This window comes from Gymnodinialimonas sp., assembly GCF_059726805.1.
Genome location: NZ_AP041059.1, coordinates 1721129 through 1747115, shown reverse-complemented (window position 1 = coordinate 1747115; position 25987 = coordinate 1721129). Strand labels below are relative to the sequence as shown.

26 protein-coding genes and 1 riboswitch are annotated in these 25987 nt (G+C 63.8%); of the genes, 10 read left to right on the top strand and 16 right to left on the bottom strand.

The window, feature by feature from the left end:
* Positions 1-10: 10 nt before the first annotated feature.
* From AC6I9R_RS08620 to AC6I9R_RS08605, 4 genes are read right to left on the bottom strand one after another with little or no spacing between them, the layout of a single operon-like run.
* Positions 11-1168, bottom strand: coding sequence for a ferredoxin-like domain-containing protein (locus tag AC6I9R_RS08620; protein ID WP_461425165.1), 1158 nt, complete (start codon positions 1166-1168; stop codon positions 11-13).
* Entirely contained in the window at positions 1165-4434 is a 3270-nt protein-coding gene (cobN, locus tag AC6I9R_RS08615; protein WP_461425164.1) for a cobaltochelatase subunit CobN, read from the bottom strand. The genes AC6I9R_RS08620 and cobN overlap by 4 nt, the downstream gene beginning before the upstream one ends.
* 6 nt (positions 4435-4440) lie before the next feature.
* A complete protein-coding gene (cobW, locus tag AC6I9R_RS08610) occupies positions 4441-5493 on the bottom strand; it encodes a cobalamin biosynthesis protein CobW (RefSeq protein ID WP_461425163.1) in 1053 nt (350 codons plus the stop codon).
* Between the two features lie 3 nt (positions 5494-5496).
* Positions 5497-5889, bottom strand: a complete 393-nt coding sequence (locus tag AC6I9R_RS08605; RefSeq protein ID WP_461425162.1) for a DUF1636 family protein — start codon at positions 5887-5889, stop codon at positions 5497-5499.
* 32 nt (positions 5890-5921) lie between these two features.
* Positions 5922-6108: riboswitch (cobalamin riboswitch) on the bottom strand.
* A 70-nt stretch (positions 6109-6178) separates the two neighbouring features.
* Between AC6I9R_RS08605 and cobO the strand changes: the two genes are divergently transcribed.
* From cobO to AC6I9R_RS08590, 3 genes are read left to right on the top strand one after another with little or no spacing between them, the layout of a single operon-like run.
* Positions 6179-6787, top strand: a complete 609-nt coding sequence (gene cobO, locus AC6I9R_RS08600; RefSeq protein WP_461425161.1) for a cob(I)yrinic acid a,c-diamide adenosyltransferase — start codon at positions 6179-6181, stop codon at positions 6785-6787.
* Positions 6787-7242, top strand: a complete 456-nt coding sequence (locus AC6I9R_RS08595) for a cupin domain-containing protein (protein WP_461425160.1) — start codon at positions 6787-6789, stop codon at positions 7240-7242. The genes cobO and AC6I9R_RS08595 overlap by 1 nt, the downstream gene beginning before the upstream one ends.
* Entirely contained in the window at positions 7243-8688 is a 1446-nt protein-coding gene (locus tag AC6I9R_RS08590; protein ID WP_461425159.1) for a cobyric acid synthase, read from the top strand.
* On the opposite strand, the gene pcaD is transcribed toward AC6I9R_RS08590, so the two are convergent.
* Positions 8683-9465: a 3-oxoadipate enol-lactonase gene (gene pcaD, locus AC6I9R_RS08585; RefSeq protein WP_461425158.1), complete on the bottom strand. Its 783-nt coding sequence runs from the start codon at positions 9463-9465 to the stop codon at positions 8683-8685. The two genes, AC6I9R_RS08590 and pcaD, sit on opposite strands and share 6 nt — an antisense overlap.
* Positions 9462-10568, bottom strand: coding sequence for an LLM class flavin-dependent oxidoreductase (locus AC6I9R_RS08580; RefSeq protein WP_461425157.1), 1107 nt, complete (start codon positions 10566-10568; stop codon positions 9462-9464). The genes pcaD and AC6I9R_RS08580 overlap by 4 nt, the downstream gene beginning before the upstream one ends.
* Before the next feature lie 101 nt (positions 10569-10669).
* Between AC6I9R_RS08580 and AC6I9R_RS08575 the strand changes: the two genes are divergently transcribed.
* The gene (locus AC6I9R_RS08575; protein WP_461425156.1) at positions 10670-11572 is read left to right on the top strand and encodes a LysR family transcriptional regulator; all 903 of its coding nucleotides are present in this window, start codon (positions 10670-10672) and stop codon (positions 11570-11572) included.
* On the opposite strand, the gene AC6I9R_RS08570 is transcribed toward AC6I9R_RS08575, so the two are convergent.
* Together AC6I9R_RS08570 and AC6I9R_RS08565 are read right to left on the bottom strand one after the other, a co-directional pair.
* Positions 11569-12885, bottom strand: a complete 1317-nt coding sequence (locus AC6I9R_RS08570) for a TRAP transporter large permease (RefSeq protein ID WP_461425155.1) — start codon at positions 12883-12885, stop codon at positions 11569-11571. The genes AC6I9R_RS08575 and AC6I9R_RS08570 overlap by 4 nt on opposite strands.
* Before the next feature lie 12 nt (positions 12886-12897).
* The gene (locus AC6I9R_RS08565) at positions 12898-13422 is read right to left on the bottom strand and encodes a TRAP transporter small permease (protein WP_461425154.1); all 525 of its coding nucleotides are present in this window, start codon (positions 13420-13422) and stop codon (positions 12898-12900) included.
* Positions 13423-13660: 238 nt separating this feature from the next.
* Here AC6I9R_RS08565 and AC6I9R_RS08560 point away from each other — a divergent pair, with 238 nt between their 5' ends.
* From AC6I9R_RS08560 to AC6I9R_RS08550, 3 genes are all read left to right on the top strand, one after another.
* Entirely contained in the window at positions 13661-14737 is a 1077-nt protein-coding gene (locus AC6I9R_RS08560) for a C4-dicarboxylate TRAP transporter substrate-binding protein (protein WP_461425153.1), read from the top strand.
* Positions 14738-14822: 85 nt separating this feature from the next.
* Positions 14823-15704, top strand: coding sequence for a polysaccharide deacetylase family protein (locus tag AC6I9R_RS08555; protein WP_461425152.1), 882 nt, complete (start codon positions 14823-14825; stop codon positions 15702-15704).
* 2 nt (positions 15705-15706) lie between these two features.
* A complete protein-coding gene (locus tag AC6I9R_RS08550) occupies positions 15707-16240 on the top strand; it encodes a cupin domain-containing protein (RefSeq protein ID WP_461425151.1) in 534 nt (177 codons plus the stop codon).
* Positions 16241-16263: 23 nt separating this feature from the next.
* On the opposite strand, the gene AC6I9R_RS08545 is transcribed toward AC6I9R_RS08550, so the two are convergent.
* The 7 genes from AC6I9R_RS08545 to AC6I9R_RS08515 form a co-directional block, all read right to left on the bottom strand.
* Positions 16264-16824, bottom strand: a complete 561-nt coding sequence (locus AC6I9R_RS08545; RefSeq protein WP_461425150.1) for a GNAT family N-acetyltransferase — start codon at positions 16822-16824, stop codon at positions 16264-16266.
* A 327-nt stretch (positions 16825-17151) separates the two neighbouring features.
* Entirely contained in the window at positions 17152-17775 is a 624-nt protein-coding gene (locus tag AC6I9R_RS08540; protein ID WP_461425149.1) for a glutathione S-transferase family protein, read from the bottom strand.
* A 19-nt stretch (positions 17776-17794) separates the two neighbouring features.
* Positions 17795-20170, bottom strand: a complete 2376-nt coding sequence (locus tag AC6I9R_RS08535) for a xanthine dehydrogenase family protein molybdopterin-binding subunit (RefSeq protein ID WP_461425148.1) — start codon at positions 20168-20170, stop codon at positions 17795-17797.
* Positions 20167-20637, bottom strand: coding sequence for a (2Fe-2S)-binding protein (locus tag AC6I9R_RS08530; RefSeq protein WP_461425147.1), 471 nt, complete (start codon positions 20635-20637; stop codon positions 20167-20169). Before AC6I9R_RS08530 ends, AC6I9R_RS08535 begins: the two co-directional genes overlap by 4 nt.
* 3 nt (positions 20638-20640) lie before the next feature.
* Positions 20641-21462 (bottom strand): FAD binding domain-containing protein, encoded by an 822-nt coding sequence (locus AC6I9R_RS08525; protein ID WP_461425146.1) that lies wholly within the window; start codon positions 21460-21462, stop codon positions 20641-20643.
* Between the two features lie 85 nt (positions 21463-21547).
* Positions 21548-22186 (bottom strand): TetR/AcrR family transcriptional regulator, encoded by a 639-nt coding sequence (locus AC6I9R_RS08520; RefSeq protein WP_461425145.1) that lies wholly within the window; start codon positions 22184-22186, stop codon positions 21548-21550.
* A complete protein-coding gene (locus AC6I9R_RS08515) occupies positions 22183-22668 on the bottom strand; it encodes an OsmC-related (seleno)protein (RefSeq protein WP_461425144.1) in 486 nt (161 codons plus the stop codon). The genes AC6I9R_RS08520 and AC6I9R_RS08515 overlap by 4 nt, the downstream gene beginning before the upstream one ends.
* Before the next feature lie 88 nt (positions 22669-22756).
* Here AC6I9R_RS08515 and AC6I9R_RS08510 point away from each other — a divergent pair, with 88 nt between their 5' ends.
* Both AC6I9R_RS08510 and AC6I9R_RS08505 read left to right on the top strand, forming a co-directional pair.
* A complete protein-coding gene (locus AC6I9R_RS08510; RefSeq protein ID WP_461425143.1) occupies positions 22757-23713 on the top strand; it encodes a cyclase family protein in 957 nt (318 codons plus the stop codon).
* Between the two features lies 1 nt (position 23714).
* Positions 23715-24308, top strand: a complete 594-nt coding sequence (locus AC6I9R_RS08505) for a glutathione S-transferase family protein (protein ID WP_461425142.1) — start codon at positions 23715-23717, stop codon at positions 24306-24308.
* Here AC6I9R_RS08505 and AC6I9R_RS08500 read toward each other — a convergent pair.
* Positions 24305-25489 carry an FAD binding domain-containing protein gene (locus AC6I9R_RS08500; protein ID WP_461425141.1) on the bottom strand — a complete coding sequence of 395 codons (1185 nt, stop codon included), beginning with the start codon at positions 25487-25489 and terminating at the stop codon, positions 24305-24307. The genes AC6I9R_RS08505 and AC6I9R_RS08500 overlap by 4 nt on opposite strands.
* A gap of 80 nt (positions 25490-25569) precedes the next feature.
* Between AC6I9R_RS08500 and AC6I9R_RS08495 the strand changes: the two genes are divergently transcribed.
* Positions 25570-25965: a cupin domain-containing protein gene (locus AC6I9R_RS08495; protein ID WP_461425140.1), complete on the top strand. Its 396-nt coding sequence runs from the start codon at positions 25570-25572 to the stop codon at positions 25963-25965.
* Positions 25966-25987 lie beyond the last annotated feature (22 nt).

The window sequence follows — 25987 nt, the reverse complement described above, 5'->3', positions numbered from 1 at the left end:
TCTGGTCAGTCTATCTTTGTTGCGGTCGGTCGAGGATGGCATCGGCGGAGAGGCCCCGCGCTTCCGGCGCATCCCACGGCGCGCCCTTGCTGACAAGGTCGAACCCGCTTTGCGTCGCCACATAGGTCCGATCCGCCGCACGGGGGTGGGCACAGCCCTTGGCGCAGCCGCTGACGTGCAGGCTTTCGCCGTCGGGCAGCGTTTTGGCGAGCGTCCGTGCCAGCGCGCGTGTGGGCCCGAGCGCCTGCGGGCATCCCGGCGCGCCGGTGCAAGCGTGGACGTTGAGCACGGGGTCGTCGGGGGGGGAAAACCCCTCTGGGATATGCTGCGAGGAGCGCTTAGCGAGGAGGGTTCGGCCCGGCAAAACGCGCAGCATTTTGAGTGTGTTATCCGCCAGAAGTGCCCGAAGAGCGCGCGTGTCGATCTGTCCGAAGGGTACGCCAATCAGGGTGCCGAGGGTACAATTGATCGTGCGCTTGGAGGCACTCCGGGGCACTTGCGTCCACTCCGGCGGCAAATGCGTCTGCGCTAGATGCCGGGCCATCCGGCCCGACGCCCGCCCCCCAGTGTCGACGAACCAGGCCAAAAGCGCCGTGAGCGCCTCCTGCCCCGTGTCCACCGTCACCGGCATGCCGCCGTCGGCGCCATCTGCCACGATGATTAGACCACCGCGATGGCCGCGTTCGAAACGGATGTCGGCGGGCGCTTCCGCCACCCAACGCTCGGCTCCGGTATCGACGGCATAGCCGAACTTGGCCGGGACGTCCGGCAACGACGGCAGGGCATGCAGCAGCGCTTTCGCCAGTTGGTGCGTCTCGTCCCCAGGCTGCCAATCCGGCGTCATGACAAGATTGCGCCGACCCTCCAGGCTCGGGTCTGCGTCGAGCAGGCCTGCCTCCAGCAGCATTGCAATGACGGCCCCGTGGTCAGCCTCCTCGATGCCTCGGATCTGCAGGTTGGCGCGGCTGGTCAACTCCAAAGTCCCCGATCCAAAGCGCTCTGCCAGGTCACAAAGCGCGAGGGCCTGAGCCGATGAAACCTCGCCCATCCAGGGCCGCACGCGCACGACCAACCCGTCGCCGGAGGCCATCGGGCGGTAGGCGCCGGGGCACCAGCCTTTGATCTCTTGGCGTTTGATCTCGGGCGATTTGTCGAGCGACCCGTTCATTCCGCCGCCTCCAGATCCATCAGGATCGAGTTGCGGCGCGATTGCCAAAGGCCTGCTGCGTGCAGCGCTGTGAAGCGGTCACGCATCGCGGCCAGCGCGCCTGGGTTGGCCTCTTCGAGAAACGCGATGACCTCTGGCTGGCCCAACGTGGCCTCGTAGTAGAGGTCAAAGAGATGCGACGGCACGACCGGGGCCAGCTGCGCGAAAGCGGCCATGTTTTCCAGCGTTGCCGCAATTTCCGCCGCGCCGCGGAACCCGTGACGCGACATGCCAGCGATCCAATCCGGGTTGGAGGCGCGGGCCAGAACGACGCGCGCGATCTCTTCGGTCAGGGCGCGCGCGCGGGGTTTGGACGGGTCTGTCACGTCAAGATGATAGGCCTTGGCCGCCCCCCCGGTGACAGTTTGTGCCGCGAGGAACCCGGCCTCATGGGTGGCGTAGTCTTCGGCCAGCAGGACATCGGTTTCCGGCAGATCTTGTAGATGGACGAAGGCATCAGCTTTGGCCACACGGTCGCGAAGACCGTCCGCATCCTTGGCGATCGTGTCCCCGTCCAGCGCATAGGCAGAGGCAACAAGCCAGGCCTCCCCCGCCGCCGCGCGGGCCGCCTCGGAATAATCGCCGATCTGCGGGCCGATGCCGACCCCAAAGCTGCCGGGTGCAGGGCCGAACACGCGAGACGTCTGCGTTCCCACGTAGGGGTTCCAATCGAGCGCCTCGTCGCGGGCGGAGAGCGCTCGGATCGCTTGGTTGAAGAGGGCCGACAGCGTTGGGAAGACATCCCGGAACAGGCCCGAGACGCGGAGCGTGACATCGATGCGGGGACGGTCAAGTTCGGCGATGGGCAGGACCTCGATGCCAGAAACCCGCTCAGACCCGGCATCCCAGATCGGGCGCACGCCCAACAAGGCGAGGGCCATGGCAAATTCCTCACCGGCTGTGCGCATGGTCGCCGACCCCCAGAGATCGACGATGAGGCCCTTGGGCCAATCGCCTTCGTCCTGCAGATGGCGGCGCATCAATTCCTCTGCCAAAACAACGCCTTGCGCGTAGGCGGCGCGGGTTGGAACGGAACGGGGATCGGTGGTGAAAAGATTGCGCCCGGTGGGCAGAACGTCCGTTCGGCCCCGGTAGGGCGATCCGGAGGGACCGGCGGAGATGCGCTTGCCATCCAATGCTGCGAGGAGGGCCGCGCGTTCCGCGAGGGCCGAGGAGGAGCTGTCAAAGGCGGTTTGGTCAGCCTCTGGCCGGCCCCAGACGTGGAGGCCGTGGCCATACTGGCTTTCTTTCACATCGCACACGAAGCGATCGATGCGGGTGAGGGCCTCGGCCGGACAAGAAGCGGCGTCGAGGCCCAAATCGCCTTCCACGCCAAGGGCTTGCGCCTCGGCGCGGATGTCGTCTTGCAGTCGGTCGCGGCGTTTGGGGTCCAGACCGTCGGCGTTGGAGAACTCGTCCAAAAGCGCCTCCAGCCGGACAAGTCTGGTGGGTGTTTTGGACGCCTTCATCGGTGGGGGCACATGGCCCAGGGTGACGGCACCGATGCGGCGTTTGGCTTGGGCCGCCTCGCCGGGGTCGTTGACGATGAAGGGGTAGATGACCGGAAGGCATTCGGTAAGGGCGTCGGGCCAGCAGTCGGCGGAAAGCGCCACGGATTTGCCCGGCAGCCATTCCAGCGTGCCATGGGCGCCGATGTGGATCAGGGCGTCGGCATGTCTTTGCATCCAAAGGTAGAAGGCGACGTAGGCATGGCGGGGCACGCGGGCCAGGTCATGGTATTCAGCGTCGCGCAGGGATGGATTACCGCGTTCAGGCTGCAAGGCGATGAGGGTCGCTCCGCGGCGGATGATCGGCAGGGCCAGTCCCTCCTCGGTCGCTGACGCGTCCTCCTCGCAGCCGCCCCATGCGGTGTGGAGATCGTCCTGAAGCGATGCGGGAAGAGTGCCCAAGGCGCGTTTGTAATCTGCGAAAGGCCAAATGATTTCAGCGGCTTCAAGGTCGTCGCCCGAGACGGAACCCGGCGCGTCATGCCCTGCCTCTGACAGGTCCGCGAGGATTGCATTGGCCGATGCGATGGCATCGAGACCGACGGCGTGGGCGGCGTTCCAGGAACGGCCGGGATAGGTGGAAAGGACCAGGGCGGGGGTCCGCTCAGAGGGTGGTTTCGTCGCCAGCGCGTGCCAGGCCGTAATGCGGTCCACCAGGTGTTCGACGCGCTCGGGGTGCGCGTTATGGGCATAGCGCGCGAATTGCAGATCGTCGTCGCGGGTGTCGGGCTCTTTGAACGAGGCGACGCCGGCGAAGATGCGCCCGTCGACCTCGGGCAGCACGACGTGCATGGCCAGATCGGCGGGTGACAAGCCGCGTTCGGCCTCGGCCCAAGCCTGCTCGCCAGAGGTGGCAAGGGCGACTTGGTAGACAGGAACCTGCGCCGCGTCGAGCGGCGACGCCCCCCCTGCCCCTTTGCCCGAGAACGACGTCGCATTGACGATGGCCACCGGCGAAAGATGCGCCACCTGGCGGGTCATCCATTCAGCCGCCATAGGGGCCTTGAGCGACGGTGCGAAGAGGCCCATGACCGAAAACCCCTTGGCGCGCAGGGCTTCGAACAGCGCACGGATCGGGGCGAGATCCGCCGAGACCAGGTACGATCGATAAAACGTCACCAGAATGAGCGGCTGGGAGTGGACGGCGAGGACCGGGCAGCAGACGCCATCCTCTGGCGTCCATCCCCCAACGCTCGGCAGCCCTTTGGCGCCCCGGACGGGACCCGCGTAAAGACCCGACGCGAGGGCCATTTGCGCCAGAGCCGCCTGGGCCGCGACCTCTCCGCCCGCATCGCAGAGGTGCTGGAGGCGGCGCAGGGTGGAAACGGGCAGCGTGGAGATATCATCGAGCCGCGTGTCCTCTCGCCCATCGGCGGGCAGGACGGCCAAAACGATGCCCTTGGCCCGGCAAAGCACCTCGATCTGTTGCAACCCATAGGGCCAGTACGGCACGCCGCCGATCAGGCGGATCAGGATGCCCTTCGCGCCAGAAAGCGTCTGCTCGATATAGGTATCGACCGACAGCGGATGCTTCAGCGCCGCGATGTTGGCCAGCCGAAGCGACGGCAAGGCACCGTTCGCACGGTGCCAGCCCGCCGCGAAAGCGCCGAGGTCGGAATCAGAAAGCGACAACACCACCAGATCTGCGGGCGTTTGCGCCAGATCTATTGGGGTCTCTGTCTCTTCTAACCCGTGGCTTTCGCGGAAGACGACGTGCATGGCATGCTACTCGGCGGCGGCCTGGGCGGGAGCCAGAACGGCGCGGATGGCATTGGGGTCCACGTCGTGATGCTCGGCGATCACCACAAGGCGGCCCTGGCGCGGTCGGTCGCCCCAGGGCTGGTCAAACTGGTGGCGGACGCGGGCACCCACGGCCTGGACCAGCAGGCGCATCGGCTTGCCGGAGACATTCGCATAGCCTTTGACGCGGAGGATGTTCTGGGTCTTGGCCAATTCCTCGATCCGGGCAACCAGTTCCAGCGGGTCGGAGACGTCAGGGATATCCACGACGATACTGTCGAAGTCGTCATGCTCGTGATCATGGTGGCCGTCATGGTGCGACGGGCGCGCATCCATGTCATCCTCTGCCGCCGCTTCCAGCCCAAGGATCACGCGGGGGTCCACGACGCCTTCGGCCACTTCAACCACCGGGATCGGACGCGGGGCCTCTGCCGCGATGATCGCTTTGGCCTTGGCGATGCCCTCGGGGCCCGCGAGATCGGGCTTGGTGAGCAGGATGATATCGGCGCAAGAGATCTGATCCTCGAACACCTCGGACAGGGGCGTTTCGTGGTCGATGCTTTCATCGGCCAAGCGCTGCGCATCGACCTTGGCGACATCCGTGGCAAAGCGGCCTGCCGCGACGGCTTCAGCATCGGCCAGAGCAATGACCCCGTCCACTGTAATCTTGGAGCGGATATCGGGCCAATCAAACGCCTTCAGAAGCGGCTTGGGCAGCGCAAGACCGGAGGTTTCAATCACGATATGCTCAGGGCGCGGGTCCAGGGCCATCAGCGCCTCGATCGTCGGGATGAAATCATCGGCAACGGTGCAGCAGATGCAGCCGTTGGCCAGTTCCATGATGTTTTCCGCCGGGCAATCGGGAATGGCGCAGCTTTTGAGGATGTCACCATCCACACCCACGTCGCCAAATTCGTTGACGACAATCGCCAGGCGCTTGCCGCCGGGGTTCTGCATGAGCTGTGAGATAAGCGTCGTCTTCCCCGAGCCCAGAAAGCCGGTGACGACGGTGACGGGAAGTTTTGCGAGGTCAGCCATGGTCTAGGCCTCCTTGGTCAGCACGGGCGGGATGCGCGCGATGCAGTTGCGTTTGAAGTGTTCGGGGCGCGAACGCCACGGGATCAGCCCGTCATGGGTGGCGTGATAAAGGGCAATCCCCTCGGCCAGCATGTCCGGATGCGACGCCTCCAGGAAATTTCCGTAGACATAGGTCCAGCGCGCGTCACCGCCGCGGATCGCGACTGAACAGCCGCTGTCGCAGTTCTGCAGGCATTCCATCGGGCGGATCGTGACGCCCTCGGGCATGTCGCGCTGGATCAGCTCGTTGTATAGCGCCTGGCCGGGGCGAATGCCCTCTTCCGGCGCCTCGGTGCCGCGCAGGCATTTGACGCAGACCAGCACTTCGGTCGGTGGGGGGGCAAATTTGTCGTCCATCAATCCTCCTCCGGGACACCCCGCCCGGGTCAAGTGTTGCGTTCATGATGGCAGGTCTCCTGGCTCACGGGTCAAAGCCTGCCCCGCGCCTTCCCGAAACCGCTTTGGTTTCAGTGGCATACGCGAGGCCGCTCACCGCTTACAGTTGCGGGGGCAGCCGCGGTGTCGCACCGCGTTCCCTCTAAGGCCCTTTCGGGCACCATCGGGGAAAGCCTGTTCACGGGCCAGCGGGCTTGTCAATCGGGGCGATTGCCGCCAAGCCTTTGAGCAACCGCAGGAGGAGCATGCCATGACAGACGAGAACGCTCGCCACGCCGAGAAAATGCGCAAGATCAAAGCCGCGCGCGACAAGATGATGGAGACCAAAACCGAAGAAAAAGGTCTGATCATGGTCCACACCGGGCCGGGCAAGGGGAAATCCTCCAGCGGGTTCGGCATGGTGATGCGGTCGATCCAGCATGGGATGGGCTGTGCTGTCGTGCAGTTCATCAAGGGCAATTGGGCGACCGGCGAGAAGAGCTTTCTGCGCGAGCGATTTGCCGATGAGTGCAGGTTCTTCGTGTCCGGTGAGGGGTTCACCTGGGAGACCCAGGACAAAGAGCGTGACATCGCCGCCGCCCAGAACGGCTGGAAGATCGCGAAAGAGCAGATCCTGGACCCGGAGATCGACTTCGTGCTGCTCGATGAGATCAACATCGCGCTGCGCTACGATTACCTGGATATCGACGAGGTGGTGGACTTCCTGCTGACGCAAAAGCCGCCGATGACCCATGTCTGCCTGACGGGCCGCAACGCCAAGCCCGAGTTGATCGAAGCGGCGGATCTGGTGACCGAGATGACGTTGATCAAACACCCGTTCCGCGACGGCGTGAAGGCGCAGAAGGGCGTGGAGTTCTGATGCCAAAGATCGCGGCCCCCAAGATCGAAGAAGGCGAGGATGAGATCGGCCGGTTTCGCGCCGAGTTGCTCTCGGACGCTGGCGGGCTGACCCAATTCGGCGCATTCATCGAAACGCTTTGGCCTGGCGGGGCGGCGTCCAAAAACCATTGGCACGCGCGCGAGGATGAGATGGTGCATGTGCTGGACGGGGTGGCGACGCTGGTGGAGGGGGGCGTGGAAACGGAGCTGCGCGCAGGCGACACGGCCTGTTTCAAGGCGGGCGTCGCAGTGGGGCATCACCTGGAGAACCGATCAGACTCTCCGGTGCGTTATCTGGTGATCGGCACACGTTCGGGCGACGATGTCGTGACGTATTCCCAAACCGGGGAAACTGTCACGATCAAAGACGGGGTGAAGATCTACCGCGACGCCGACGGCCGTGAGACGGCGCGCAAACCGTACCACGGGGCATAGATGACCCGCGCGGTGATGATCCAGGGCACGGGCTCGAACGTGGGCAAGTCGATGCTGGTCGCGGGGCTTTGCCGGATCGCGCGGGCCCGGGGCCTGTCGGTCGCGCCGTTCAAGCCGCAGAACATGTCGAACAACGCCGCCGTGACATCGGACGGCGGAGAGATCGGGCGCGCACAGGCGTTGCAGGCCTTGGCCTGCGGGTTGGCGCCGCATACGGATATGAACCCGGTTTTGTTGAAGCCTGAGTCGGAAACCGGGTCTCAGGTGGTCGTGCAGGGCAAACGGCTGACCACCGTGCGGGCGCGCGAATATGCGTCGCTGAAACCGCAGTTGCTCAGGTCCGTTCTGGAGAGCTTCGAGCGGCTGAAATCCCAGCACGATCTGGTAATCGTGGAAGGCGCGGGGTCTCCGGCGGAGGTCAACCTGCGCGCAGGCGACATCGCGAACATGGGGTTCGCGCAGGCCGCAAAGGTGCCAGTCGTGCTCTGCGGGGATATCGATCGGGGCGGTGTGATCGCACAGGTCGTGGGGACGCAAGCGGTGATGTCCAAGGAAGACAACGCGCTGGTCCGGGGCTTCATGATCAACAAGTTTCGCGGCGATCCTTCGCTGTTTGACGACGGCTACAAGCTGATCGAGGCGCACACCGGCTGGCGCGGGTTCGGCGTGATCCCCTGGTTTGCCGATGCCGGAAACCTGCCCGCCGAAGACGCGTTGGATATCACCACGCGCACCCGCGCCGAGGGGCTGCATATCGTCTGCCTGCGCCTGAGCCGCATCGCCAATTTCGACGACATGGACCCGCTCGCGCAAGAGCCCGGCGTGCGGTTGACGATGTTGAACGCCGGAGAGGCGATCCCCGGCGACGCCGACGTGGTGATCATCCCGGGCAGCAAATCCACGCGCGTAGACATGGCTTACTTGCGCACCCAAGGGTGGGACGTGGACCTCGCGGCGCATTTGCGGCGCGGCGGGCATGTGCTGGGGATTTGTGGTGGCTATCAGATGCTTGGCCACTCGGTCGCGGACCCAGTGGGGATCGAGGGGGCGGCAGGCACGGACAGCGGCCTAGGCCTGCTGGACGTCGAGACCGTCATGACCGGCGACAAGAGATTGACCGAGGTGCAGGCAGTGCATGCGCCCTCGGACACGCCCTTCAAGGGCTATGAGATCCACATCGGGCGCACCCAAGGCCCCGATTGCGCCCGCCCCTTCGCGAAGCTGAACGGCCAGCCGGAGGGGGCGATTTCCGCCAATGGCCGCGTCTCGGGCAGCTACCTGCACGGAATGTTTCGCGACGATGCCTTTCGCGCCGCCTGGCTGGCGCAGTTCGGTGTGGCGCAGTCGGTCAGCTATGATGCCACGGTAGAGGCGACGCTGGACAACCTTGCCGCGCATCTGGAGGCCGTGATGGATACCCGTGGCCTCCTGAACATCACGCTATAGACCCAGGAACTCTGCAATTGCCGCGTTGAACGCCTCGGGCGCGTTGATGTTGGCCACGTGGGCCGCATTGGGGATCGACACATATTGCCCCCCCGGCGTGGCATCGGCCATTTCCTGCATCACGGCGGGCGCGGCGCCCATGTCCTGATCGCCGCCGACATAGAAGATCGGCGCCTTGGCGTTCGGCAAATGGCGCAGGCAATCAAGGCCCTTGAGCGCGTGACAGCACGAGATATAGCCGCGCGGATCATTGGCGAGGATCATGGCTCGGACTTGCGTGACGCGCTCAGGATTGGCGACGCGCCAATCCTCGGTGAACCACGAGCCAAGCGTGCCCTCCACGATCGCCTCCAGCCCGCCGTCGGTCACGGCAGCAATGCGCGTGTCCCAGTTGGCCTGGAACGGCGGCGGCGCATCGGCGCGTGCGTCGGCGCAGACGACGCGGGTGATGCGGTCAGCATGATCCACCGCCAGGCCCATCCCCGTCATACCGCCCATCGACAGGCCCATGAACGCGGCCTGATCGATCTCTAGCGCGTCCATCAGGGCAATGACGTCAGCGTTGAGGTCCGCGAACGTCACGGGGCCCGTGGTGTCACTGCCGCCATGGCCGCGGGTGTCATAGCGCAGCACGCGGTATTTTGCCGTCAGCGCCTCGATCTGGTCGTCCCACATCGAAAGATCCGCCCCAAGGGAGTTGGAAAGGATCAACCAATCCTCCCCGGTTCCATCCATGTGGACATTCAACCCATGGCCGCCGATGTCCAGACGGCTCATTCTGCCGCTCGCAGCGCGGCCTCTGCCACGTCGATGGCGGGTTTCACCTGCTCGGCCAGCAACACCATGTTGCGCCGTGCCAGATCCACATCGGCCCAGTCCTTGCCCGCCACCAGAAGCGTGCCGAACTGGCCCGTCTGCTCGCGGAATTGCAGCAGCTCGTCCGTCACCTTGTCGGGCGTGCCCCAGATGATCAGGCGTTCACACACGTGATCCAGCGTCACCTCTTCATCGGGTTGATCTTTGTGTTCCTTGAACAGGTTGATCCGCCCGTGCTTTTTCAGCTTGGTGAACAGCTGGGAGTAGTAAAAGCGGTAGGGGCTGTTGGGATCGGTCGCATAGGCCCGTGCTGTGTCCATGTCGTCGGCCACGAAGACGCTTTTGGCGACACGCCAATTGGCCAGCTCTGCCGGGCGGCCAGCACGCTCGCACCCTTCAACGTACTTGGGCCAGTGCGATGCCACCCATTGGGGCATCAGGAAGTTGGCGGAAATCGGATCCCACCCGCGCGCGGCGGCCTCGGTTACGCCCTTGGAGAACGGCGCCACGGCGGTGACCACGATAGGCGGATGCGGATCGTTCTGCAGCGGCTTGGGCATGATGCCCTGGCCAATCTCGGTCATCGACGTCCGCTCGGTCGTGATGTTCCAGTATTTGCCTTCGATGTTGTAGGGTGGGTCGCTCTCCCAGATCTTCAACACGGTATCGATGCATTCCAGGAACATCTCTTGCCGGTTGGCATCAAGGTTGCCGAAGACCTCCGCATCGGACGCAAGGCCACCGGGTGAGATGCCGAAGTTGAAACGCCCGTCCAGCATATGGTCCAGCATAGCCACTTGCGCCGCCACATTGGCGGGATGGCTGTTGGGCATGTTCACGGTGCCGGTGCCCAGGCGCATGTTCTTCACGGCAGAGGCCAGAGAGGCAATGAACATTGTGCAGCTGACGATCTGCTCGGCGCCATCCGTCACATGCTCGCCCACGTAGGCTTCGGTGAAGCCCAATTCATCGGCCAGCAGAAACGCCTCGCGGTCTTCGGCCAGGCATTGACGCCAGTCCTTGTCCACGGGGTGGATGGGCATGGTAAAAAAACCGAGGTCCATTGGCAGCTCTCCCTGTTGCGCCCCCTAAGGATAGGGTGGGGGTTGCTGGAGGGAAAATAATAAAGAATAACCGATCCCATTAGGAAAGTTGATAGGACGCCATGGTCACGCTGCGCCAGATCCAATCCGTTGTCGCCGTGGTGGAGGAAGGTTCGTTCACGCGGGCCGCCGCACGGGAAAACGCCACCCAATCGGGGATCTCGCAGCATGTGAAAGCGGCGGAGACGGCGCTTGGCGTGGCGCTTTTTGCGCGCAGCAGTGACGGGGTTGTGCCGACACCTGCGGGCCAGCGGTACTACCAGCAATGCATAGACGTGCTGCGCACCCTCGACGAGGCGAAGGATGAGGCGCGCACGACCGGAAACGAGGTGACAGGCAAGATCCGCGCCGGGTTGATCCCCGCCTTCACCCGCGCCGCCCTCGCGCCCACGTTGGAGCGGTTCACGGCCCGATATCCGGGCGTCGAGGTTGAAGTGATCGAAGGCTACAGCGGTGCGTTGACGGACCGGGTCCGGTCCCAGACGTTGGACTTCGCGCTGGTGCCGGGGTTCGCCGGAGAGACGGGGTTAAAGGTCACGCACCTCAACAGGTCGCGCGAAATGCTGGTCTCAGGCGCCGGGCGCGGGCTGGCGCATCTGACCCCGGTCAGGCTCGCCGACCAAGGGCCCCTGAAGCTGATCGTGCCGTCACGCACCAACGTGCGGCGCGCCAAGATCATGGAATACGCCGAGACCCACGGCGTCGCCATCGACCGGGTGCTGGACATGGACGCGATGCTTGGCACGCTAGAACTGGTCGCCGCCAGTGACTGGGTGACGATCCTGCCCTGGATCATCTGCAGTGCCGACGCGCGCGGCGATGTGCGGCGGGTGTCGCCGCTGATCGACCCGCCGCTCCATTCGGAGTTCGTGGTGATTGAACCGGCCCGCAGGCCCTTGCCGCCCGAGGGGCACCTGTTCCTCGACGAGTTGCGCGCCGAACTGGATCGATTGGTCGAACCCTAGAACATGATCTGCGGCAGCCAGGTCGCCAGTTGCGGGATGAACAGCACGATCAGCGCCGCCAGCAGGATCAACAGGAAGTAGGGCGTGGAGCCCCAGAAGATCTGCCCCAAGGTGACCGACGGATCGGGCACGGCGCCTTTCACCGTGTAGACGAGCAGGCCAAAGGGCGGCGTCAGCAGACCCGCCTCGATCACCAGAATGCCGAAGATCGCGAAGGCAATGGGATCAAGGCCCAGAAGAACAGCCATGGGCGCGAAGATCGGCACGGTCAACAGGATGATCGAGACCGAGTCGACCAGCATCCCCAGGATGATCCAGATCACCATCATCATCGCGATGATCATCCACGGCTCTGCCCCGATGGAGAAGAAGAGGCCTTGGATGAAGGGCACCGCGCCGCCGATGGCCAAGAGGCGCGAATACATCTGCGCGGTGATCAGCAGGAACATGATCGGCGCGGTGGTGCGGCCCGCCTGATAGATCGCGTCGAGGATCTCCTTGCCGCGCATGCCCTTGATCAGGCCGATGACGAAGGCCCCGATGGCCCCGAAGCCCGCGGCCTCGGTCGGGGTGAAAAAACCCTGCCAGATGCCGCCAATGACCAGCATGATCAGGCCAAGGATGCCAAGACCGCCCACAAGCTCGGACCTGATCTCGGTACGGGTCAGGGGCACAAGATCCGCCTCGAACGCGGGCGCGATCTCGGGCCTGTGCATGACCGAGATGACCACATAGGCCGCGAACATCACGGCCAAAAGAATGCCTGGGATGATCCCTGCAATGAACAGCGCGCCCACGGAAAGCTCAGTCAGGATCGCCCAGACGATCAACAGGACCGAGGGTGGGATCAGCATGCCCAAACAGGCAGAACCGGCAACGGCCCCCAGCGCGAAGGTCTGCTTGTAGCCGGCCTTCTTCATCTCCGGATACGCAATGCGCGAGAAGGCGGCGGCCGCGGCGATAGAAACGCCCGTGACGGCGGCAAAGACCGTGTTGCCAGCGATTGTTGCAATCGCCAGGCGCCCAGGCAGGCGCTTCAGGGAGCGGTCACAGATGCGGTAAAGGTCACTCGCCGCCCCTGATCTTGATATGAAATCCCCCATCAGGACAAAGAGCGGGATCACCACGAACACGTCCTTCCGGATCGCCTCATAGGCCGTATTGCCAAGGATCGAGATCGCCGCCTCGAAGCTGCCCAACATCAGGAACACGCCCAGGCCCGAACAGACGGCCAGCGCCACCCCGATGTGCGTTCCCAGCAAAATCAGCAGGATCAGAAGACCCAGCATCCACAGGACGATATCACCACCCATCAGCCGCGCCCCTTATTCGGCGACCGGCGGCGCGATGGCCCCCGGCGCTTCGATTTCGTTGTCGAGTTTGCCCTGCCAATCCAGAACGATCATGTGCAGATACGCCAGCGCCACGAAGGCCGACATCACCAGAACCGCGCCGCGCACGGGCCAGGTGGGCACCCGCAGGGAGCCTTCGCCCTCGTATTCGCCGATGCGGTAGGCATCCAGGAACGAGTCGCTGGTGCTCCAGACCAAGGCCACGAAGACCGCGATGCCCAGAAGCGCCGTGATCGTGCGCAGAAGGCGCCGGATCACGAACGGCACGGCATCGGCAAAGATCGAGGTGCGCAGCATGGATCCCGAGTAGATCGCGAGGGGCAGTTGCAGGAACGCGATGGTCACAACGGAGTTCTGAAGGATCTCTTTCGTGCCAGGGACTGGGGTGCCGAACAACTGACGCCCCATCACGTCGCAAAAGATCAGCAACGCCAAGCCCATGGTCCAGAACGCGGAGATCAAATGGATCCCCCGCGATAGTTTGATCGGCACGCCCATCAGACCCTCCCCGTCTGTTGCCCTGCGACAATTTGTAAACGCTAATACATCGGTGCGGGGGGTCAAGGAGTTATTTAGCAATCGATAAATAGTGACGCGGAACGCTTGACCGGACGGCACTTTTATGTGGAGATGTGCGTGATTAGCGGTCGATAAATAAGGAATTCATCCAAAGCGCAAAGGCAAAAGCCGCGACAGACCGCTGACACTATCATCGCCATCATGGGAGGAGTTTATAATGGCAACCAAGGCATTTTTGCGGAGCACGGCGCTGGCCGTCACGACACTATCGCTTGGCGCGGGCGCCGCGCTGGCAGAGGATTTCACCCTGCGGATCGGATCCGGCCACCCCGATGGCCCTGCGGTCTATGTCGCTGATGTTTCTGGCTTTTTCGTCCCCGAGGTCACACGCCGTGTCGCCGAAGAAACGGAGCATACGGTCACCTTCGTCGAAGGCTACGGCGGTGCCATCGCAGGCGTGGCGGAGACGCTGGAGTCGGTCGAGAACGGCATCCTCGACATCGGCGCCTATTGCATCTGCTTTGAGCCCGCCAAGCTGTTCCTGCACAACTTCCCCTACTACGCGCCCTTCGGCCCGCAGGACAGTGAAGTGCAGATGACGGCCACCCGCGCCGTCTATGACGCCGTGCCCTGGCTGGAAGAGCAGTTCACCTCTGAATACGGTCAGGTGCTTCTGGGCCTGCACGGATGGGACAACTATCACCTGGGCACGACCGACCCCTGGGAAACGGTCGAAGACCTGCAGGGCGTGAAGATCGGCGGCGCGGGCCCGAACCTGCCCTGGCTGGAATTTGCGGGCGCAACCCCCGTGCAATCCACCCTACCCGATGGCTACCTGTCGCTTCAAACTGGCGTCTATAACGGCTGGCTGATGTTCCCGTCGGCCTACCTGGGCTTCCGCTTCTACGAGCCCGCGCCCTACTACACGCTGATCGGCTTCGGCGCGATGGGCGTGAACGCTTTGACGATGAACGAACGCTCGCTGTCGCGCCTGCCCGAAGATGTGCAGGCGATCATCCTGGAAGTCGGCGCCGCCTATGAGGCGCAGGCCGGTGCCTCGCTCAACGCGCGTCAGGTCTCGGGCCTGTCGGGTCTGGAAGAGGCCGGGGCCACGATCTCGGAAATCTCGCCCGAGGTGCGCTCTGGTTGGGCCGAAAGCCTCGCGTCGTTCCCGGGCCAGCAGGCCGCCGAGGCCGATGGCCGTGGCATGCCCGGCACCGAAGTGATGCAGGCGTACCTGGAGGCCGTGGCCGCCACGGACTACGAGTGGCCCTTCGAATACACGGTCGAGTAATCGACGCGACTGACAACGGGGCGGCCTTTCGGGGCCGCCCTTCTTCTATGTGACGTCTTCTTTGTGATGTCGGGGGGGGGGCTCCATGGCACTATCTGATCGTATTCCCTACCAGGCCAGCGTCGACCGCCCACGCCTGTACCTGCCCGATGGCAAACGCCTGGCCGTCTGGGTGATCGTCAATGTGGAGGAATGGCGGATCGACCGCCCGATGCCGCGCACGGTCCTGCCGCCGCCGATGGGCCAGCCGCTTATTCCCGATGTCCCGAACTGGAGCTGGCACGAATACGGCATGCGCTCGGGCTTCTGGCGCCAATGGAAGGCGCTGACGGACCGCAATATCCCGTCGACCCTGGCGATCAACGGCAGCGTCTGCACCAGCTATCCCCGTGTCGCCGCCGCCGGGCGAGAGGCGGGGTGGGAGTTCATGGGCCACGGGCATGTGCAAGGGCCGATGCACAAGCTGGAGGATCAGGCCGGTGAAATCGCGAGGGCGCTGGACACCATCGAAGATTTCTACGGCCGCCGCCCGGTATCCTGGGAAAGCCCCGGCCTGACCGAGACCGAGGAGACCCTGGATCTGCTCTGTCAAAACGGCATTCAATATGTCGCCGATTGGGTGGTCGACGACCTGCCCGCGGACATCACATCGCCCTATGGGAACATGGTTGCCCTGCCCTACACGGTCGAGACGAACGACATCGCCGTCTACGCCCTCCAGGGCCACCGCTCGGACGAGTTTCTGCGGCGCGGACGGGACCAGTTTGACCGCCTTTATGCGGAAGGCGAACATAACGCGCGGGTCATGGCGATCTCTGTCCATCCCTACATCACCGGGGTGCCCCACCGCATCCGCTATCTGGAAGAGCTGTTGGATTACATCGGCGGCCACGACGGGGTCATCTGGATGCAAGCCCGCGACATCGGTGAATGGTACCACGTAGAATCGGCACGAGCGCGAGGTTAATCATGGAAATCAAAGACATCAGCGTAGGAGAAATGCAGGCCCGGGTTGCCCGCTACCGCGAGCTCAAGGCCTCTCCCCAGGCCTTCGTGGACACCCGCATCCCTGAGTATGAGCGTGATATCTACAACGTCATCGGGCGCGGCGTGACGGAGGATGCGGGCCTTGCGCCGTCCATTGTCGATTCCCGCTACTTCTCGATCACCTATGTCGGCGCAGAGCCCGGCAAGGGCGCGGCGCTCCACGCCCACGAGACGATCGAGGTGTTCATTCCGCTCACCGGCCGTTGGGCCGCGTACTGGGGCGAAAACGGCGACAAGGAGATCGAGATTGATCCCTTCGACGTGATCTCCTTCCCGCCCGGCATTTACCGGGGCTTTCGCAACATCGGCGACGCGCCTGGGATGTTGATGGCCATCATTGGCTCGAAAGAGGCCACCGGAGACGGCGGCCGCGTCGATTGGGCGCCCCGCATTCTGGCGCAAAGCCAGGCCACGGGTCTGCGGGTAAACGCAGCCGGCGATCTGGAAGAGAGCTAGCGTCACAGCACAGGGCAGCGCGATCACTGTTTCTGCTGAAACAGGACATCGATATAGGTGTCGGTATCGCCAAACAGCTCTCGGAACACCGAAACCGGGGTCGGCCAGGGCGTGGTCAATTCCGCCTCTACTTCGCTGATGTTGAACTGCAGCGCGGCGTCGTTTTTCAGCGCCAAGGCGCGCATGCGGGCGTTCTCTCTTAGGCACAACATATGCACCTTCTTGATCCCGCGGTTGCGGGCCGCCGCGATCAGCCGGGTCAATAGCGCCTCGCCGAGGCCGTTGTCCTGCCAATCCGCCTCCACCGAAAGGGCCGCTTCCGCGCTGCGCGGCCAACTGTCCAACAGACCGCGCAACTCAGCCACCCCGCGCAGCTTGCCATCGTGCACGGCGCCGAAAATCACGGCATCTACCGACAGGACCTGCAAGGCATAGGTGGTGACAAATTCTGCATCGACGGCGCGCCCGAACCGAAGCCGCCTTGTCTCATCATCCAGGCGCAGGAAATGGTCGATCAAATCGCGTTGGTTCGACCGCCAAAGGCGGCGGATCGAGGGGCGCGGGGGATCACTGCGTTGGGCCATGGCACCGGACTTTCTGACGTTGCCTTACCTCCCACGGGCAACCGTGATGTCCCTGGATCAAGTGGTAAATCGTGCACAGAGAAAGTCGAGAAATGGCGCGGAAACGCGCCGACGGGCCCCTTGCCCCTCCGCGCCTGCGTTCGGCGCGGAATAGTTTTTCAAGTCAATGGGTTGTGCCTAGGCTGGCGCAACATCCCAACGGCGTGTGACTGACCGAGGCGCCTGAAATTGGCGCAGCCTGCGCGCCAAGCGGGCGCTGCGAAAAGCCCGCCCGGGTCATGGCAAGGACTGACACGGGCGGCATCGGACCCGCCCAGGTGCAGGCCGTCAGTCAACCCCTTCAAGCGCGCGCGACGCCTTTACCGACGGGCGCTGCTTCATCCGCTCGTAATGTGCGTTTACGTTCGGCGGCAGCTCCCACCCGCCCACTTCGACGGCCCAGTATTCGTTGTAGTAAAGGGCGGCGTCGGCAGCGCTGAAGCTGTCGCCGACCAGCCACTCGCGCCCTTCCAGGTCCTTATCCACCACGTCAAACCCGGCCATCATCGCGTCTTTGCCGCGCACTTTCAGCTGTTCGACCGCCTCGGGGATGTCGGAATAAGCATCGGGGCGGCGGAACATGCGCCAGGACAACATGTGAATGGTCCCGATGGCGAAATCCATCGCCTCGACCGTGCGCACCAAACCTTCCGGATCCGTGAGCATCAGGTTCGCTTCGGGGTTCTCAAACGCCAGAGCCATGGCGATGGCGGTGAACTCCGTGATGACCGAGCCGTCATCGCGCACCAGCGCCGCCACTTTCCCCTTGGGGTTGATCGCCAGATACTCCGGCTCTTTCTGCTCTTTCTTGGAGAAATCGACGATCTTCAGATCATAGGGCTTGCCGATCTCCTCCATCAGAACGTGGATACCGATGGAGCAGGTCTTTTTGGCGTAGCAAAGCGTTGTCATGGGGTCTCTCTGGTTTGGGTTAAACGGTGCCGAGCGCTTTGAGGATGCGTTCCGGCGTCATGGGCATTTGGTGGATCTTCGCCCCAAGCGGGCGCAAGGCGTCGTTGACGGCGTTCATCAGCGCCGCGGGGGCGCCACCGGTCCCGGCCTCTCCGGCGCCCTTGGCGCCAAGGACGGAGGTTTTCGTGGGCGTCTCCACATGGGCGACGGTGACGTCGGGCATCTCGAAGGCCATGGGCACGAGGTAATCGGCCATTGTGGCGTTTTCCAACTGGCCATCCTCGGAATAAATGCATTCCTCATAGAACGCGCCGCCGATGCCCTGGACCACGCCGCCGCGGATCTGTTCATCGACCAGCTTGGGGTTGATGACGCGGCCACAATCCTCCACGGCCCAGACGTGCAGGACCGTCACAAAGCCAGTTTCCGGGTCGACCTCCACCTCTGCCGCCATGGCGGCATTGGTGAAGACAAACGGGAAATCGGTAACGCGGTAGTGGCGCGTCGCGACGAGTTCCGGCGACATGTCGGACGGCAGTTCATTCCCACGATAGTAGACGGTGCGGGCCAGGTCGCTCAGGCTCATACGGATCGTCCCGTCGACGTCCGTGACGTTTCCATCTGCAATATCAAGGGCTTCAGGCTTGGTCTGCAGGATCACACCCGCCACGTCCAGTACCTGTTCCTTCAACGCAAAAGCCGCCTGCAGCGTCGCCTCCCCGCCGATACCCGCCCCGCGTGAGGCCCAGGTGCCGCCGCCGTAAGGCGTCGTCTTGGTGTCGCCCGTCGTGACCTTCACCCGGTCCATATCAACGCCAAACACCCCCGCCGCGACCTGCGCGAGGATTGTATTCGTCCCCTGCCCCTGCTCCGTCACGGAGCTGCTGACATGGATCGCACCGCCCGCGTCCAGCCGGATCGTAGCACCGTCCTGGCTCGCGATCGGCGCGCCGCCGATGCCGTAGAACATCGGGCTCGGGTTCGTGACTTCGATCATGCTCACCAGACCAAGACCCCGGTAGATGCCCTGCGCGCGCAGCTTGGCGTGTTCCGCCCGCTTGGCGTCGTAGCCCATCGTTTCCACCAGCAGATCCAGCGTCTTGTGGTGCGAAAGATCGTCCAGCTTCATCCCCGTCGCCGAAACGCAGGGGTAGGCATCATCTTTTACAAGATTGCGCCGCCGGATCTCCACCACATCCATGCCAATCTCTGCCGCCGCATCCTCCAGCAAGCCATCGGCCACGGCCATGGCAATCGGGTGACCGACGGCACGGTATTGGCACATCAGGTTCTTGTTCTGAAACACGACCTTGGCGTTGGCGCGGTAGTTCTCCAAAGCGTAAGGCGCCCCCGTCAGGTTCAGCACCTGATTGGCCTCAATCGCAGAGGTGCGGGGATACATGGAGTACGGCCCGATGCCGGTAATGTCGTCAAATGCGAGCGCCGCAATCTCTCCGTCAGCCGTCACCGCGATCCGCCCGTGGACCACGTGGTCACGCGCATGGATATCGGTCAGGAAACTTTCCAACCGATCCGCCACGAATTTCACCGGACGCCCCAGCAGTTTCGCCGCCGCCGCCGTGGCGATGTCGTCGCCGTAGGTGTGGATCTTGATCCCGAAAGACCCGCCCACATCGTTGGAGATCACGCGCACATTCTCTTCCGCCAACCCCAGGTGACGCGCAAAGATATATTGCATCATATGAGGGGCTTGGCCCGAATAATGGCACGTCAGAAGATCTTCCGACGGGTCATACTCCACCACGCTGGCCCGGGTCTCCAGCGTCACGCCGGTGTGGCGGCCAAAGCGGAAGGTCCGCTCCACCACCGTCACGTCTTCGCGGGCCAAGGCGGCGTCCGGGTCCCCCGCCTCAACAGTGCGTTCCCAGGCCAGGTTCGACCCGAAATCGGGGTGGATGACGGGCGCATCCGCATCAAGCGCACGCTCCATATCGGTGGTCACCGGCAGCTCTTCGATGTCCACATAGATCAGCGCCGCCGCGTCCTCTGCCACCGCGCGCGACGTGGCGACGACCATGACGACAGGCTCCCCGGTCCAGCGTACCGTATCAACGGACAGGGGCATCTGCGGCGCAGACCGAAGGCCCGCGAGGTGAGACAGGACGCCCACATATGGCTCCACATGCTCGGCCAGATCCGCGCCCGTGTAGATCGCCACCACGCCCGGCACATCGCGCGCGTCGTCCAGATCAACCGACACGATCCGCCCATGGGCAACGGGCGAGCGCACGAAGGCCGCGTGGACCATGCGCGGCAGTTGGATGTCATCCACGAACTTGCCGCGCCCTTGCAACAGGCGCTTGGCATCCGGGCGGTCGACGGGCTTACCGATATAGGCATTGGGCTTGTCGAAGATCGTCAGGGGGCCGCTCATGCGCTGTCTCCTTCGATCACGTCGCAGACTGCATCGACGATGGCCTGATATCCGGTGCAGCGGCAGTAATTGCCGGAAAGATGCTCTCGAATGGCCGAACGGTCCGCCGCGCCGCCGCCTTCGACGTATTCCAAGGCGCTGGCCAGCATCCCCGGCGTGCAGTAGCCGCATTGCAGAGCGTTGCGGTCCACGAAGGCCGCGCGCAGGGCGCTGGCGCGGTCGCCGTAGCCTTCGATGGTCGTGATTTCCGCGCCGTCGGCCTGTACCGCCAACATCAGGCAACCGCGCACCATGGCGCCGTCCACTTCCAACGTGCAGGCGCCGCAAACACCGTGCTCGCAGCCGACGTGGCTGCCGGTCAAGCCCATGGTATTGCGCAGAAAATCCACCAGGTTCTGGCGCACAGGCACGGCAGCACTCGCGCTTTCGCCATTTACCGTGACCGTGATCATCTTGCTCTCAGACATGGCCTAGAGCCCCCCCAATGCGCGTTTCAGGACGACGCCCGAGAGGTGTCGCTTGGTCGCCTCTCCCGCGTTGAGGTCGCTGGCGAATGGCAAGTCTTCGAGGGCCGCAATCGCATCGTCAACAGGTCCGCCCGCGTCCAAAACCGCCTCAACCGCCGTCGCGCGAAGCGCGCGGTCTGAAATGCTGAAATAGGCAACGCGGTGGTCCGTGCCGGAGGCTGAGGACGAGACCGCGACACCTGCCATGGCATAATCGCCGTGGCGGCGGGCAAGCTCATAAAACCCGAACCGGCGGTCGCCCTGGGGCGGGATCGTGATCGCGGTCACAAGCTCCCCCTCTTCCAGCGCCGTCTCATACATGCCGAGGAAGAAATCGGCTGCGGCGTGGTCCTTCGACCCCTCGGCCGATTGCACCGTGATCACGGCATCGAGCGCCAGTAGCAGCGCCGGCATCTCTGCCGCCGGGTCCGCCAGCGCCACGCTGCCGCCGATGGTGCCCCGGTTGCGCACGGCGGCGTGGGCGATTTGGGGCAGCGCCATCGCGATCAGCGGCGCGTGTTGCGCCACCAGATCCGAGCGCGCCAGGTCGACATACCGCGTCATCGCGCCGATCCGCAGGGCCCCGTCCACGACCTCGATCCCGCGCAAGCCGTCCAAGTCCGACAGATCAACCAAAGTGCCCGGCGCCGCGAGGCGGAAATTCATCATCGGCATCAGACTTTGCCCGCCCGCCAGCGGCGCGGCATCGCGATCCGCGTCGGCCAGCAGGGCCAGCGCATCCTCCAGCGACCCCGGGCGTTCATACAGAAAATCGGCAGCTTTCATGTGATCCCCCCGCGCGGGTCTCCCGCCCCGCTCGACCTAATTTATCGATCTATAAATAACTCGCAAGGTCTTTCTGGCAAGGCCGCTACGCCGCGGCCTCCCGCACGGCATCAATCTGCCCCAGGAAGGCGTCAATCGCCGTCTCGATCACGAAGCTTTTGTTGTTGAGGATCGAGACCTCATAGATCAGCGTGCGCACGCCGTAGTAGAAAATACCGCCGTGCATGATCCACGCGGCCTCCACCTCTTCATCGGTGGGCACCAGGTCTTCCAGGCCCGCGTCATGGCGGATCTCGGCCAGGATCGGTTCCAGGATCCGCGCCCGCACCAGCCCCATGTAGCGGCGGTTGATGTCGACGCCCTTGAGGCCCGAAAACAGAAAAATGCGCATCCAATCGTTGTGAAAAACGACCTCGGTATAGGCGTTGTAGAATTCCAGCAGCCGCGCGCGCAGGGGGCGCGAGCGATCTGCCAGAAGATCCCCCCATTCGTCCTGCCAACGCTTCACATACACCGCGTCGTAGACTTCCGCGATCAGATCATCCTTGGACGGGAAGTAGCGGTAGAGCAGCGGTTGCGTGACCCCCAGCCGCTTGGCCAACTCGCGGGTCGAGGATTCGAACCCCTCCTGCGCGAAGAATTCGATCGCCTTGTTCAGAAATTCCTTGCGCCGCTCTTCCGACGCCATGCGGCGCCGGGGCTGCGGCGGTGTTTCGTCATTCACGCATCGACCCATTCATTTCCAAGCTTCAAGCGGTGCCCCACGATCACGCCCTCCGCAAGGCTTTGTTCCAGAAAACAGCCCTTTTTGGCGGCATCCAGCAGCTCATGCTGCCGCTCGGGCGGGGCGTCACAGTCCATATCCACATCGAGCGAGAAGCTGACAGGCGCCGTCACATAGGGCTCATTGCCGATCTGGTCGCCCTTCCAATGCAGGCGCGCGTTCACTTCAACGCCGCGCACATCGATCTTCAGCCGCTTCGCAAAGGCCCGGATCTGGGTCATCAGGCAGCCCGTCAGCGCCGCGGTGAACAGCGCCAAAGGCGGCGGCGCGGTGCCATCGCCGCCGTGAAACGGGCCCTCGTCCGTGGCCAGCTCGAAGCTTTCCTTCATCATCGGCCACTCGACCGAGATGTCGTTGCGCATCTTGCCGGTCGCCACGCCCTTGCCCTCAAAGATCACGTCAAAAGTCTTGGTCTCTGCCATGGTCACGTCCCTGTTGCGTGTGTCTGCGGGCGAGGCTAGCATCTATTTATCAGTTGATCATTAAGAATATGCTGTTTGGGAGGACACCATGGCCAAGCTGACCCGTCAGGAGATCTACGACACCGCGCGCGAGCTGTCGAATTGGGGCCGTTGGGGGGACGACGACCAGATCGGCACGCTCAACAATGTCTCGCCCGAAGACATCGTGGCGGCCGCAGGGCTGGTGAAGAAGGGAAAGACTTTTGCGCTGGGTTTGGACCTGAAAGAGAAGATCCAAAGCGGGCTGTTCGGCGGGCGCTGGAACATGATCCACCAGATGCTGGCCACCGGCACCGATGCGGTGACGGGGGAACAGGACGGCGACGGCAAGGCCTACCTGCGCTACGCCGATGACGCGATCAACCTGCCCTGTCAGGGCTCCACCCAATGGGACGCGCTGTGCCATATTTTCCTGGATGATCAGATGTATAACGGCTACCCGGCCACCGATGTGACGGTGAATGGGGCCAAGCGCCTTGGCATCGAACACGTGCGCGACAAGATGGTCGGGCGCGGGGTCTTGCTGGATATCGCGCGGTGGAAAGGTGTCGACAGCCTCGACGACGGCTACGGCATCACTAACGCCGATCTGGACGGCTGCGCCGCCGCCCAAGGCGTCGAAATCCGCAAGGGTGATTTCGTGATCGTGCGCACGGGGCACCAGGAACGCTGCCTAAAGGCAGAGGATTGGACTGGCTACGCAGGCGGCGACGCGCCGGGCCTCAGTTTCGAGACCGCCCGCTGGATCAAGTCCCACGACATCGCTGCCATCTGCGCCGACACCTGGGGCTGCGAGGTGCGCCCGAATGAGACGGACGAGGCCAATCAGCCCTGGCATTGGGTCGTGATCCCCGCCATCGGCATCTCCATGGGCGAGATCTTCTACCTGAAAGAACTCGGCGAGGATTGCGCCGAGGACGGCGTTTACGAGTTCCTCTTCACCGCCCCGCCCCTGCATATCCCCGGCGCGGCAGGCTCTCCGATTAACCCGCAGGCGATCAAGTAACATGGGGCAAATTACCCTCTGGGGCCGCCCCTCCTCGGTCAACGTGCAGAAAGTGCTCTGGGCGCTGGCGGAAAGCGGCACGGCCTTCACCCACAACATCATCGGCGGCAAATACGGCGGCACGGACACTGCGGCTTTCGCCGCCATGTCCCCCGTCCCCCGCGTGCCCGTCCTGCAAGACGGCGACCTGAGCCTATGGGAAAGCCACGCGATCCTGCGGCATCTGGCCGGAGGCGTATCGTCTCTCACGGACCAATGGATGGAATACACGACTTCCACCCTGCAACCGGCCTTCCTGCGCCTGTTCTACGAGGTCGTGCGCACCGCGCCCGAAAACCGCACGCTGGACGCCGACGCGCTGGTCGCCGATTTCCTCGCCGCAGTTCCGGCGCTGGAATGGCAGTTGGATAAGACCCAATGGCTCGGCGGTGACAGCTTCGGGATGGCCGACATCGCGGCAGGCGCCATGTTCTACCGCGCCTGCGACCTTTGCGATCCGCTCAGCCCGCAGGTCGCGCGGTGGTACGCGCAGCTTCAGGCGCGCGCGGCCTACCAAGACATCGTGATGACCAACTACGACGAGTTGCGCTACTAGAAATCCGCCACCGCCGTCAGCCGTATGATTTCATCCAAATTCGGATTGTGCCGCCCATCCATCGGGTCGCCCTGCATCGGCCCCTGCATCATGTGCCGCCCCAGCATTTGCGACCGCTCATAGGCCAGGCGAGAGGCCGGCACCCGCTCGTCCGAATAGGCCTGCAAGCCCGCCACCACATCGCCGTTCAGATGCCGCGCGAGCGCCAGCGCGTCTTGCGCGGCCTTCGTCACCCCCATCCCCACATGGGGCCGCGCCACACAGGCGGCATCGCCCGAGAGCGCCACGCGACCGCGCGCAAAGGTGGGCGACAGGTGGTCATAGATCGGCGTGAAGAACGGCCGTTCGCTCTTGCTCAGCACATGGCGGAACACATCCGGCAGAACCCGCGCGGCGGTCTTTTCCATCCGCTCCAGCACGTCGTCGCGCACGAGCGGCGGCGGGATGGAAATCGCGTGGGTCTGGCCCGTCGCGTCGGTCAGCATGTCCTCCAAGTCAGTTTCCGGAAAGTACCACACGAAATTATAGCGCCGGTGGCCGGGGCGCAGGTCATTGTTTTCGCCCGCAATCGGATAGCCCACGATCTGCGTGCCCTGGGGCATGAACATGCCGAAAACGTCGAAGATGCGCGCGTGCATCTCGGGCGACAGATCCGCCTCCTGCGCCAGGGCCCGCCAGACGACGTAGCCGGAATAGGCAGGCTGGACCTGCGGCAACATCTTTGCGCGCACCGCGGACCGGAAACCATCGGCGCCCACCAGCACGTCCACACAAGCCTCCGCGCCGCTTTCAAACGTCAGGGAAACGCCATCCGCATCCTCCGCGTAGTCAGACAGCACCTCTCCCAGATGATACGCATCGTCCGGGATCAGTTTGCGCAGGGTCTGATACATCCGGTCCCAGGACGTGACGATCTGCGGATAGGGCACCGTGGTCACCCGCGCGCCGTCGCGGTCAAAGGCCACGCGGTCATTGACCTGCACCCCCAGGTCCGAGGTATCCGCCCCCACCGCCGCCAGCGCCTCCAGCAGCTGCGGATGCGTCACGATCCCCGCCCCGCGCCCCGACAGCGGCACGCCAACGCGCTCATAGACCTGCACCTGCCACCCGGCCCCGCGCAGGGCCGCCGCCGCAAACAGCCCGCCGATGGAGCCCCCGATCACTGCTGCCGTGCCTGCCAAATTCCCACTCCCGTCTTCATGTCTTCCAAGTTCTTATTTATCACTCTATAAATAAAAAGCGAGCATGGAGGAGCCATTAAATGACACAAATCCACCAAGACGTCTTCACGGGACCCCACTGGACGCCCGAGTTCATCGCCGAGCTGGAAAGCGCCGGCACCAACGGCGCCGTGGGCTCCGTCATGGTCAGCGAAAGCCCCCGCGCGCGGGTCTGGCTGATCGAGATGCAACCCGGAGAGCGGCTGCCGTTCCACACCCATGTGCTAGACTACTTCTGGACCGCCACAACCCCCGGCCGCGCGCGCTCTCGCTATGCCGATGGCACTGTGGCAGAGGTCGACTATGCCGTCGGCACGACCAAGCATTTTACCTTCAAGCAAGGCGAAAGCATGACCCATGATCTTGAAAACATTGGCGATACGGTGCTTTGTTTCACCACCGTCGAATACCTCGACAGCGCCAATGCGCCGCTTTAGGCACGCGGCCCCCGGGAAAGCC